The organism is Gluconobacter cerinus, assembly GCF_025961355.1.
Taxonomy (GTDB): domain Bacteria; phylum Pseudomonadota; class Alphaproteobacteria; order Acetobacterales; family Acetobacteraceae; genus Gluconobacter; species Gluconobacter cerinus.
In genome coordinates, this window is sequence record NZ_JAOQNM010000001.1 from 409,127 (window position 1) to 420,558 (window position 11,432).

14 protein-coding genes are annotated in these 11,432 nt (G+C 57.3%); 4 read left to right on the top strand and 10 right to left on the bottom strand.

Annotated elements, in window-relative coordinates; all coding sequences use genetic code 11:
- Positions 1–21: 21 nt before the first annotated feature.
- The 8 genes from M2305_RS01875 to M2305_RS01910 are packed head-to-tail and all read right to left on the bottom strand — an operon-like array spanning position 22 to position 5,684.
- Positions 22–930 (bottom strand): glycosyltransferase family 9 protein, encoded by a 909-nt coding sequence (locus M2305_RS01875; RefSeq protein ID WP_264649917.1) that lies wholly within the window; start codon positions 928–930, stop codon positions 22–24.
- Positions 930–1,616 (bottom strand): DNA polymerase III subunit epsilon, encoded by a 687-nt coding sequence (dnaQ, locus tag M2305_RS01880; protein WP_264648418.1) that lies wholly within the window; start codon positions 1,614–1,616, stop codon positions 930–932. Before dnaQ ends, M2305_RS01875 begins: the two co-directional genes overlap by 1 nt.
- Positions 1,613–2,218, bottom strand: coding sequence for a dephospho-CoA kinase (gene coaE, locus M2305_RS01885; protein ID WP_264648419.1), 606 nt, complete (start codon positions 2,216–2,218; stop codon positions 1,613–1,615). The genes dnaQ and coaE overlap by 4 nt, the downstream gene beginning before the upstream one ends.
- A gap of 3 nt (positions 2,219–2,221) precedes the next feature.
- Positions 2,222–3,052, bottom strand: coding sequence for a shikimate dehydrogenase (locus M2305_RS01890; protein ID WP_099210300.1), 831 nt, complete (start codon positions 3,050–3,052; stop codon positions 2,222–2,224).
- Positions 3,049–3,813 carry an N-formylglutamate amidohydrolase gene (locus M2305_RS01895; protein WP_264648420.1) on the bottom strand — a complete coding sequence of 255 codons (765 nt, stop codon included), beginning with the start codon at positions 3,811–3,813 and terminating at the stop codon, positions 3,049–3,051. The genes M2305_RS01890 and M2305_RS01895 overlap by 4 nt, the downstream gene beginning before the upstream one ends.
- A gap of 15 nt (positions 3,814–3,828) precedes the next feature.
- On the bottom strand, positions 3,829–4,464 hold the full coding sequence (locus M2305_RS01900; protein ID WP_086634042.1) for a TlpA disulfide reductase family protein: 636 nt from the start codon (positions 4,462–4,464) through the stop codon (positions 3,829–3,831).
- Positions 4,465–4,499: 35 nt separating this feature from the next.
- Entirely contained in the window at positions 4,500–5,069 is a 570-nt protein-coding gene (locus tag M2305_RS01905) for a TlpA disulfide reductase family protein (RefSeq protein WP_264648421.1), read from the bottom strand.
- Positions 5,070–5,108: 39 nt separating this feature from the next.
- On the bottom strand, positions 5,109–5,684 hold the full coding sequence (locus tag M2305_RS01910; RefSeq protein ID WP_211500120.1) for a TlpA disulfide reductase family protein: 576 nt from the start codon (positions 5,682–5,684) through the stop codon (positions 5,109–5,111).
- A 15-nt stretch (positions 5,685–5,699) separates the two neighbouring features.
- On the opposite strand from M2305_RS01910, the gene argH reads away from it, so the two are divergent.
- Both argH and lptM read left to right on the top strand, forming a co-directional pair.
- Positions 5,700–7,145: an argininosuccinate lyase gene (gene argH / locus M2305_RS01915; protein WP_046899611.1), complete on the top strand. Its 1,446-nt coding sequence runs from the start codon at positions 5,700–5,702 to the stop codon at positions 7,143–7,145.
- Positions 7,142–7,279, top strand: a complete 138-nt coding sequence (gene lptM / locus M2305_RS16345; RefSeq protein WP_408735626.1) for an LPS translocon maturation chaperone LptM — start codon at positions 7,142–7,144, stop codon at positions 7,277–7,279. The genes argH and lptM overlap by 4 nt, the downstream gene beginning before the upstream one ends.
- Before the next feature lie 62 nt (positions 7,280–7,341).
- Here the strand turns inward: lptM and gluQRS are convergent, their stop codons facing one another.
- Positions 7,342–8,175 (bottom strand): tRNA glutamyl-Q(34) synthetase GluQRS, encoded by an 834-nt coding sequence (gluQRS, locus tag M2305_RS01920; RefSeq protein WP_264648422.1) that lies wholly within the window; start codon positions 8,173–8,175, stop codon positions 7,342–7,344.
- 147 nt (positions 8,176–8,322) lie between these two features.
- On the opposite strand from gluQRS, the gene M2305_RS01925 reads away from it, so the two are divergent.
- Entirely contained in the window at positions 8,323–8,889 is a 567-nt protein-coding gene (locus tag M2305_RS01925) for an HNH endonuclease (RefSeq protein ID WP_408871456.1), read from the top strand.
- Positions 8,890–8,931: 42 nt separating this feature from the next.
- Positions 8,932–9,381 carry a CHRD domain-containing protein gene (locus tag M2305_RS01930; RefSeq protein WP_211502105.1) on the top strand — a complete coding sequence of 150 codons (450 nt, stop codon included), beginning with the start codon at positions 8,932–8,934 and terminating at the stop codon, positions 9,379–9,381.
- A 160-nt stretch (positions 9,382–9,541) separates the two neighbouring features.
- On the opposite strand, the gene M2305_RS01935 is transcribed toward M2305_RS01930, so the two are convergent.
- Positions 9,542–11,092: a M81 family metallopeptidase gene (locus M2305_RS01935; RefSeq protein WP_264648424.1), complete on the bottom strand. Its 1,551-nt coding sequence runs from the start codon at positions 11,090–11,092 to the stop codon at positions 9,542–9,544.
- Between the last annotated feature and the right edge of the window lie 340 nt (positions 11,093–11,432).

The following is an 11,432-nucleotide window of genomic DNA, read 5'->3' on the forward strand; positions in this document are numbered from 1 at the left end:
ATGCAGGGCAGCGCTTCAAGGTCAGGTCCGGAAGGAACCAGCGTTTCCTGCCAGAATGGCTTTGGCAACATCCAGAACCGCTTCGACACTCAGGTCTTCCAACGACGCTTTTCCTTCCGGCCCGGGAGCCGCGATTGCGAACGCCTCAATCCCCGACGGAGCATATTCGGACATGCGGGAGGGCCCAAACAGACCAAGCGTGGGCGTTCCGGCAGCGGCGGCCAAATGCATGAGGCCTGAGTCATTGCCTACAAAGAGCGCACAACGAGCAAGCAGCGCTGCCACCTCTCCGAGAGACCTGTCTCCGCCGAGGTCCAGCGCCTCCGGGAGCGCTTCCAGAACAGGCCTGGCGCGTTCCTTTTCGGCATCTCCCGGCCCATAAAACAGAACAGGTCGCATCCCCTGACGACGCAGGCCCTCAGCAAGTGCGACAAATCGTTCTGGAGGCCAGATCTTGCCGTCCCAGTTCGCAGTTGGCCCCAAAGCCAGCCAAGGGCCACCCGCAAGCAGGTCTTCTGCAGTTTTGTCATGTTGGCTGGAGGTCCAGACACGCGGCATCGGGGTTTTGTGTCGACCAAGCGCGTCACGAAGCTGCTCGATTTTGCGTCCGTCCCGACGTCCCCCCTGGACGATCAACCTTCGACGCGTTCGCAGCGTGAGACTGAGAAGGGAGCCTCGCAGATCCACAACCATAAACCAGCGCGTTCGGACGCAGGCAGACCAGAGGTCCAGCCAGTGTCGATCGTGGCGGCGTTTTTCAAGAGTAATAACCCGCTCACAGCGAGGGTCTGGCTCGAACAACCCTGCCGCGACCGGCCCACAGACAACAGTAAATACAGCTGCCGGATAGCGTTTTTGCAGGGCATCCAGCACGCCGGTGGAAATAACGGCATCGCCAAGCCTGTTGGACGTGATGAACAGGATCTTCATCAGTCGCGGCGCCACACCGGATCCTTCAGACCATCCACAAAAGCTGTATGAGCCGCCAGCTCTTCTGCATTCGGGAGCGCCATTTTCCGTGGGGTCCGGTTCGCGAGCATATCACCCACTTCTGCAATACTGCGGCTCCGTGAAGGTCCAGCTAGTCCAAGCCCGCGCTGGCGGCCGCCCATCAGTTCGACATACACTTCCGCCAGCAATTTGCAGTCCAGCAGAGCGTTATGGGTGCCACGCTGGGACAGGTCGATGTTGAAGCGCCGACACAGCGCATCAAGGCTGGCGGGCATACCCGGATATTTTTTGCGCGCCATTTCGACAGTATCGATCGCACGACTGGCGTAATCCAGCGGCGCGCGGCCACATTTTTGCAGCTCGGCGTTTACGAATTTGAAGTCGAAGCGCGCGTTATGCGCGATCATCGGGGCATCGCCAATAAACTCCAGAAATCCGTCGGCGATTTCTGGAAACTTCGGCGCACCCTCCAGATCTTCAATCCGAAAACCATGCACCTTCGTAGCCTCGGCCGGAATGTCGCGCTCCGGATGCACCATCACGTGGTAATAATTGGTCGTTGGCAGATCATCGATCAGTTCGATGGCCGCGATTTCAATGATGCGATCGCCCTGATCCGGGTCAAAGCCTGTGGTTTCCGTATCGAACAGGATCGAGCGTTTCATGAAGCCTCGCGCAGACGGTGCAAAAGAGCGCGAACCTGCCGGGCAGCAGATCCGCGGGAAAGGCCGGTTCGTATCACGATGTGTGCCCGGCGTCTGCGTTCGTGGTCCGGCATTTGCCGTGCGATGAGGGAACGTGCTTGTGCTTCGCTCATTCTGGCACCCGTTTTCCCGCGCTGATGAATACGGGACAGGCGTGTTGCCATGGGGGCCTCAACCACCACCACCACATCGCATTTCTGGTCTTCCCCGATTTCCATCAAAAGCGGAATATCCAGGACACAGAACGGTTCTTTTCGCGCACGACAGTGGCGCAGGAACCTCCCTCGCTCGGCTTTTACAAGTGGATGCATGATGGCCTCCAACGCTTGAAGCGCGGCGACATTTCCAACCACAGCCTGACGCAGGGCCATACGATTCAGAGCGCCGTTCTGCACTGCAACAGGAAAGACGCGGGCAATGGCGGGGAGCGCCTTTCCTCTCGGCCCCTGAAGGGCCCGCACAACAGCGTCCGCGTCAAAAACCGGCACACCGGCCCGGCGAAACAGAGCGGCGACTGTACTTTTCCCCGCCGCCATTCCGCCTGTCAGACCGATGATTTTCATGGGTTAGCGCAGACTTGCAGCCAGCAGATTAAAGGTTGCCTCATCGGCTTCCGGATCTACTCCGAACCAGGATCGAAACCCTGCCCGAGCCTGATGAATCAGCATTCCGAGACCATCAACCGTTTGCAGATCGGCAGCTTTTGCCGCTTTCAGGAGCGGTGTCTCCCGCGGAGTATAAACAATATCTGTCACGCACAGGCTGGACCCAGCCTGCCGCAGCATTGCATCCCAGTCTATGTCGGCTTTGCCGTTCATCCCCAGCGACGTTGCATTGACCAGAAGTGAACAGCCCGGAAGTAGAGACGGCCAGTCATACCACTCGACAGCTTCCCCTCCCTTCAGGGCCTCGACCATCGCTTCGGCGCGCGCCATGGTTCGGTTCGCGACTACAACTTCGCAGCCGCGATCCAGCAGTGCAGCCGCAACAGCGCGCGCTGCGCCTCCAGCCCCAAGGATTAGCGCTCGGCCGGACAAGGTGACGCCATGTGCGGTGAGGTTGTCACAAAAACCCGTGCCGTCAGTGCAGTCACCGATAATCTGGCCATTCTCAAAACGCACAGTGTTAACGGCTCCCGCACGTCTGGCGGTATCCGTCATGCTGTCGCAGGCCCGCATCGCGGCTTCCTTGTGCGGAATCGTGACGTTCACGCCCCGAAAGCCCGCCGCAGCCAGGCCCTTGAGAGCAGCCTCAAAATGTTCCGGTCGCGTGGGGAGCGGCACATACGCCCCGTTCACATCGTGCACCCTGCACCAGTGATTGTGCAGCATGGGCGAACGGGAATGCTCTACGGGCCATCCCATGACACCAGCAAGTTTTGTGTGTCCGTCAATCATGCAGCCAGTGTCTCCCAGACCTGAGGCAGAAGTCTCGCGAGACGCTCCGCCCATGCACGTTGCCCCTCCTCATCCGCAATAAGGTCCTGTCGAAGTTCAATTTCCAGATAGGGCAACCCGTTTGCTTCTGCATGCCGGGGGACTGTGTATTCGTTGGTATCGGTCAGAACGTAAGGCTCGTTGTCTCCAACGCAAAGGTCACCTTCTGCCCGCAGAGTATCGATCATCACACGAGCCATCCGGCTATCCTTGTGATGAAGAATACCGATCTGCCAGGGGCGCCGAACACCCGCCATTTCCGGGGTAAAGCTATGCAGGGCAATCAACGCCGTCGGGCGCGATGCCCGTTCCGCCAGAACCTCGGCAATTGCATCGTGATAGGGATGAAGGATTTCGCGCTCGCGCCGTGCCCGGCAATGAACAGGTGCTTCACTGTTTCCTGGAACGTGGGTCCCGTCACTGACATGCGGCATGGATGTCGGGTGACCCGGCGCGCGGTTACAATCGATGACCAGCCGGGAATAGACCTGCTCGATCAGGGGAGAGCCCAGCAGGTCACGCAGAAACCGCCCTACCCCGACGATCCCGATGTCCCATGCAATATGCCGATGCCAGTCCGGTTCCCCAACGCCGAGAAACTCCAGTGCTTTGGGAACAGCTTTTCCCGCATGGTCACTCACCAGCACAAACGGTGACGGCTGGGTCTCGGGGAACAGGAGGAACGGTGCCGGATCATCGGCACCCAGCAGAGAAAGGGACATCGACTCTTTACGTTGTTAGCCTGCGAGGACGGACAGGGTATGGCGGACCGCATCGGCAGACCAGTCCATATTCCCAATGGCCTCGGCGACAACCTCACCCTTGGCGTTCAGCAGAAGGGACCGGGGCACGCCATGCAGCGCCATGACACTTGGCGTAAGATCTTTCAAATCGTCCGGACGTACATGCTTGATAGACGCTACCAGAGCATCCTGATCCGCCGTTTCCATCATTACAGAAGACGTCGGGTCCACGAGAAGCGGCAGGGCGTCAATCTTGTGTGCATCATAAAAGGCCCGGACCTTGGGCACCGTACTGCCGCGCACGGCTGCCGTCACAATCTGTGGCCCGTCTGCACCCAGAGCCTTGGCCGTCGCGTTAACGGACGGAAGTTCGCGAATGCATGGCGGGCACCAAGTCGCCCAGAAGTGCAGAACGAAGGGCTTGCCGAACCAATGCGACAAAGGGACTTCCTGCCCCTGCTCATTCTGGAAAGAGAGCACTGGCAGAGCACGAGGTTTGGCCAGAACGCCGAATGAATTCGGGACAAAGGGTATGCCTTTGTCTTCAGCTGAAGCGCTGAAAACACGGGAAGAAGCGAGCAGTCCGGCGGCTCCGGCGAGCGCGGCACGGCGGGTCAAAGAAAAAGTCATCAGTGGAATTCCTGGTGTCGTCAGAAAATCAAAAATCAGATTCCGGCAAGAACGTCGTGCAGTTGACGCGCGGCATCAGGGGCGGACCAGTTCACACCACCTTCGGCCGCAGCCCGAAGACGACCCGACGAATCAATCAGGTATGTGACTGGAATGGCGACATCGGATGTCTTCAACCATGCTTTGTAAGCAGCCTTGTCGATCGTCCATGCCGGAATGTGCTTCAGAGCTGCCGCATCCAGAAATGACGCAACCTTTTCCGGTGTGGCACTGGCTACAGCAGCGGGAATGATGGGACAGTCTGTCCCCAGGGACGCACAGAAAGCGTCGAGCTTTGGAAGCTCCTGTTTGCAAGGACCGCACCATGTTGCCCACACATGCAGCAGGAACGGCTTACCCCGCATTGAGGCCAGTGATTGCGTTGCCCCTGCTGGGCCAATCAGTTGCAGCGCTACGGGCTCAAGCTGCGGCTTACCCGGCGCCAAACTCCTGACCGAACGAAGATTTTCCTGCTTTCCAGCCCATGCGGCGCCAGACAGGCCGGCAGCCACACTCAAACCGCCTACGCCCGCAATAAATCCACGCCGACCAATCGTCACTGCCATCAAATCACTCGTTCTGCTGTCACTTTCGCCAGAACACCATTACTTTTTCAAAGCTGCAATAACTTTTCTGAACTGCGCCACACTCTCTGGCGCACCCCAGTCCGTTTCGCCTTCAATCACCGCGCGAAGACGACCCTCTGCATCAATCAGATAGGTAGAAGGAAAGCTCAGCGGCTTGTCACCCAGCCAGCTCTGGAACTCATGAGCATCCGCAGACCACGGATCAATATGGGTCAGATTTTGCGCCTTAAGAAACGCAGCGACCGCATCCGGCCCATGACTGGCCATAGCGACCGGGACGATAGGGCTGTCGTCTCCAAGCGCCTTCATAAAGGCATCCAGCTGAGGAAGTTCATGCTTGCAGGGCGCACACCAGGTTGCCCAGACATGCAGAACAAATGGCGTGCCACGCCAGGCGGACAAGGCACGACTGCCGCCCTCCGGCCGCTGAAGCTTCAATTCCAGCGGAGCAAGACGTGCCGCCGCCGGCTCCAGAGACGGAACAATCGGTTTCGGGCGATCTTCAGCACGTGCGGAATTGCGCAGGCTGGCCGCCGCAGCTAGGCTTAGGCCTCCTGAAAGAAGGGTTCGCCGGTCGATCTGCTTCTGTTTCATCCTGTTACGGTTATCATGAAAAACGTTCCTGTCGAAAAAGAAACCGATCCTGCCTCAAGCTTTGAAGGTACGGCTGCCAACCCGCAATGGGGTGGCCGTTTCGCCTCCGGACCGGCTGCGATCATGAGTGAGATCAACGCTTCCATCGGCTTTGATAAAATCCTCTGGCGTCAGGATATCCGCGGCTCCCTCGCACATGCAGCGATGCTTCAGAAGGTCGGCCTTCTGACGGAAACCGAACTTGCGGAAATCCGGCAGGGTCTGGGTGATATCGCACAGGAAATCGGCGAAGGACGCTTCGAGTTCTCCCCTGCCCTCGAAGACATTCACATGAACATCGAGGCACGCCTCTCTGAGCGGATTGGCGAAGCCGGCAAGCGCCTGCACACGGCACGGTCCCGCAATGATCAGGTGGCCACAGATTTCCGCCTGTGGGTGCGTGATGCGATTGACGGCCTTCAGGAACAGACTGCCTCTCTCATGCGCGCCCTTGCGACACGCGCACTGGAACATCACGCAACGCCGATGCCCGGCTTCACGCATCTTCAGGTCGCTCAGCCTGTAACGTTCGGCCATCACCTTCTGGCTTACGTCGAAATGCTCTCCCGCGACCGTGGACGTCTGCGCGATGCACGGGCTCGATTGAACGAATGCCCGCTAGGATCTGCGGCTCTGGCTGGAACGTCCTTTCCGATCGACCGTGCAATGACGGCAGCAGCGCTGGATTTTGATCGCCCGACGGCCAATTCGCTCGACGCCGTTTCAGACCGTGATTTTGCTCTGGAGTTCCTGTCAGCCCTGTCGCTTCAGGCCATGCATCTGTCGCGACTGGCTGAAGAAATCGTCATGTGGGCATCCGCTCCTTTCGGATTCGTAACTCTGTCGGACGCGTTCACAACCGGCTCGTCCATCATGCCCCAGAAGCGTAACCCCGACGCGGCTGAACTGGTGCGCGCCAAGATCGGCCGCATTATGGGGAATTTTGTCGGCCTGCTGACTGTTATGAAGGGCCTACCGCTGGCCTACGCAAAGGACACACAGGAAGACAAAGAGCCTGTCTTTGACGCGACAGAAGCCATGACGCTGTCCCTGGCTGCCATGGACGGGATGATCCGGGACCTTAAGCCCAATACGGACCGCATGCGTGAAGTCGCAGGCATGGGCTTCTCCACGGCCACAGATCTGGCGGACTGGCTGGTGCGTGAACTCCGCGTGCCTTTCCGGACGGCTCATCACGTTACAGGCCGTTTGGTCGGCTTGGCTGAACAGAAAGGCTGTGATCTGGCTGATCTGTCCCTTGCCGAAATGCAGGCAGTGGAACCAGGCATCAATGCAGGCATTTTTGATGTTCTGACGGTTGAATCTTCCCTCGCCTCACGCACCAGCTTTGGCGGCACGGCTCCGTCCAACGTTCAGCAGCAGGCTCAGGCTTGGCTGAACAAACTTGGAGAGACGACATGAAACGTTTTTTGATTCTCGGTCTGACTTTTCTCGCCCTCAGCACCAGCCTGAGCGCCTGTGGAAAGAAAGGCGCGCCACGCCCACCGGGCCCAGACTCTGACGTCACATACCCGCGGAGCTATCCCGCAGAGTAACACTTTTCCCCGGCAATCACTTTTCATGGGATGCCCCCACTCCGCTGGGTCATCCCATGATTTCAGCTTTCCGCGAGTGCTCTCAGCACAAGCGGATGAGCCAGAACCTGCTCGGCATTCCATCCAGCAGCACGCAGCGTCCGAATACCTTCCACTCCATTCCGTTTTGAGAGCTTCTGGCCACCTTCGTCTTTGATAAGGGCATGATGGCGATAGTGAGGTTCTGGCCATTTCATCAAGCACTGAAGAACACGATGAATGGATGTTGCGTCATACAGATCCCGACCACGCGTGACGCAGGTCACATCCTGTTGGGCATCATCATGCGTGACGCAGAGGTGATAGGAAACACCCGTGTCCCGTCGGGCCAGCACAACGTCTCCAAATTCGTCAGCGCGGCCAGAAATTCTTCCCTGCCCCACTTCGTACCAGGATGGCACCTCCTGAAGTTCATCAAGCGCGCGCTGCATATTCAGGCGCCAGGCTGGTATACGCCCGGATATTGACCGGTCCCCGCGGAGACATGTGCCCGGATAAACAATACTTCCGTCTGGAGCATAAGACGTAGAAGCCGCCGCAATTTCAGCTCGTGTACAAAAGCAGGGGTAGAGAAGCTCCCTGTTTCTAAGTTCAGTCAGAACATGGGCATATTCCGCCAGATGACGGGATTGCTGCCGCACAGGTTCCTGCGACCATAGCCCCAGCCATTGCAGATCCTCGCCCAGCGCATCGGTAAAAGCTGATGTGCACCGCGCGGTATCAATGTCCTCAATCCGAACAAGAAACCGGCCCTCCTTTCCGGCGGACGCGCGCGCGTGGAGGGCGGACACAACGTGTCCAAGATGTAGGAAACCAGTCGGGCTGGGCGCAAAGCGCGTTACAGGAGGCAGCGTCATCAAGCTTTCATCAGGGTTTTCTTGCAGTTCATGAAGTTTACTGAAATAGTCATCTCAAAGAAGCCGACGACGCATGTTTATCGGCGTTTGTCTTAAGTTTTCTACGCCGAAGTTCCCGCATGTGCCGTCCTTCAAAAAAGGAAGCGCGTGGTGTCTGTCAGTAGTCAGCATTTTCCGGCTCTTGTTCTGAATGCGGATTTTCGTCCGCTCTCATACTTTCCGCTGTCGCTATGGTCATGGCAGGAAGCCGTGAAGGCTGTGTTTCTGGACCGGGTATCCGTTCTATCAGAGTACGAAGACGCCGTCGTTCACTCTCCCAGCATGGCCATGCGCCTTCCCAGCGTCATCGCACTGAAAGATTACATTCCCTCAGCACGAAAACCCGCTTTCACACGGTTCAACGTTTTCTTACGGGACAATTTTTCGTGTCAGTACTGCCATGATCGATTGCCAACACATGAGCTGACATTCGATCACGTTATCCCCCGTGCGAAAGGAGGAAAAACAACCTGGCAGAACGTTGTTACCGCCTGCAGCCCCTGCAATCTCCTCAAAGGCTCCCGCCTCCCCAGCGAGATCGGCATGCACCCCCACCGAAAACCCGATCAGCCCAGCAGCCGCCTTCTTCAGGAAAACGGGAGGACCTTCCCGCCCCACTATCTTCACGAAAGCTGGCGTGATTATCTGTACTGGAACACTGAACTGGAGACCTGACACCACGTTTAGTGTCTCCAACTCCTGCAAGGATCACGTTCCATGCGTACAGGTCTCTTTGTTACCGCTCTCGCGCTAGGTCTCTCCGTTACGGCCCTGCCTGCTTCTGCTGAAACGATCCACCTTTTTGGTCCGTTCAAGGGCGAACATGGTGCAACATCCCCGATCAAGGGGTCTGCGTCTGCCATGCTAGACACAACCAAAAACACCCTGACGTATCGTTTCGAAGACAACGGTTTGACAGGTCCGGTCAATGCAATTCACCTGCATGGTCCGGCAGCCGAGGGTGAAGATGCAGGCGTAATTGCGCCGATCCCTGGCCCCTACCAGACCCGGATGACGGGAACCCTGACACTGACAGCAGATCAGGTGAAGGACGTGCTTGCAGGCAAAAGCTACATCAACCTGCACACGGAAAAATTCCCATCCGGTGAGGCCCGCGCCCAGCTCACGACTGAGCTGACAGGCCACAAGCACCATATGGAACACTAAGGTCTTTCCAGCTTAAACAAAGGCCTGCTTCGAAAGGAGCAGGCCTTTTTTCCGGATAGACCTTAACGAGCATTTATACCCGTTTCAGGTGACCATCCAGTTACCCGAGGCGTAGTTCTATGCGGATAAAGAGAGGATCTGCCTCCTCTATCCACCCTCCTTAGCTGCGATGAATTCGAGCCGACACATAAGGTCTCGGCGTGTACGTCAGATCCGGCACCCAGGGCCAAGTCGGTTTACGGCGATGATTACCGATATTGACGATATCCTGATTGATAGCCCCCGGCGAAAGCGCCATGAGTGCCGGATTGGCCAGTGGTTTCATGGTTGGGTTGAGATACCCGCATTTCAGAACGACAATGCTAAAATCAGTTGGCTCCAGCCCAATATCCCGGAATGCTTCCGCCGAATGATACAGACGCCGCCGAGCAGAAAGCGTCGCCGTGATCCCATTGAATTCAATGACAGCTTCACCTTCATCGGGATGCGAGACCGGCGTCAGATGTTTCACAGTCGCGCGGACATGCACAGGCTTGCACATCACGGGGTCTAAAGTCGCGCCGATAGATAACGGAAGAACTGCGCCAATACCCGCCTTGTAACAGGCATCCGTTGCAGGCCGATCCGTCATTCCACCCACCAGAACATTCTTCGCGCCAGCCTTTAGCAAAGCCTGAAGGAAAAAAGTCTGGTCAGAGTTTCCGCCACCGCCCGGATTATCTCCGGAATCTGAAATGACCACAGGATGCGTTTTTGACGACATCGCACGGCTGAGACACTCATCGATCGTCCCGGTTGGTGTGCCGAAATGAAAGTCGTGTCGCGCGTCCCAGTATCGCTGCGCCAGTTCCGTAGCGATGCGTTTCTGCTCTTCGACGTTCGTACCTGTGACAACCACAGATGCGGCCGAACGGGGCTCATCAGCCCAGACATATCCAACCAATTGGGAAACATCGAGAATACCCGGCAGCCGATTGTATTCAGCTAGATCCGCCCACAGGCGGCGTCCCGGTTCCCATTCTGTGCTGCTCTGCTCACCCGGAAGCAGCGCCGGTATGCTTGCCCACACAATTCCGGGCCGTAAGCCGTAACGTAGACAATGTGTAAGCATATCCGTAGCCCGCATGACATTCTCGATACGATCAACATGCGGCGCCGTGCGGTATGCCGTCAGAGCATCCAGCGTATCGACACTGCGCTGACTGAGATTGCCGTGAAGATCGTAATAGGCAGATAATAGGCAATCCGGCCCGACGACAGACCGCGTTGCAGCATACCAGTCCCCCTCCGCATCATCCATGCCTTCGACACTCAGGGCACCGTGCATAGCCAGATAAACACCGTCCAGCGGCAAGAGCTTGCGCAGACGCTCAAGATATTCTGCTTTCAAAGCCTCATACGTCTTCCGCTCAACGGGGCCGCCTGGTGGTGCGGATGCTTCCAGGGTCGGCAAGAGGTCAAAATCATAACGATGCAGCGGCTGGGACAGCGGCGCTCCAAAAATCTCATCACCTCGGAGCGTGGTGAACTCCGGCATGCGGGAGCGAATACGGCTGTAAGTACTGCATTCTGACGCAATCCCACCCACGGCAATCCGGGGCGTACCTTTAAAAGCTGGCATCAGCCCGTTTCCACGATCTTGGGCATACCCCTGCCCTCGTAATGCCAGTAGCCCCGCTGGAAGCATTTTCAAGATCAGTCTGCGACGCACGTCGTTAGCCCTCGTCCTATTGTCCAGATGTTCAAAAAGCAGGAATTGTCGCAGCTCTTTTAAAGTGGAGGCTCGCCCGGAGTACTCCGATGGAGGGGCCCCTGAGCAAAAAATGGACCGGCCTTCGAACTGTCACCGTGCCAGACACCGGCAATTCCTCACTTGTTTTGTCCGCCAGAAAATAGCGATGACACGAACATGCGAAAGTCTGAACGAGATCGATATTGTTTTGCTACAAAAACTAATGTCGCAATGCGCGTTAAATTGACGCGAGGCAAAACAAATGGCCGCCTTGATGGCAAGATCATAAAAAAAAGGCCCGTCCCTCTCGGGACAGGCC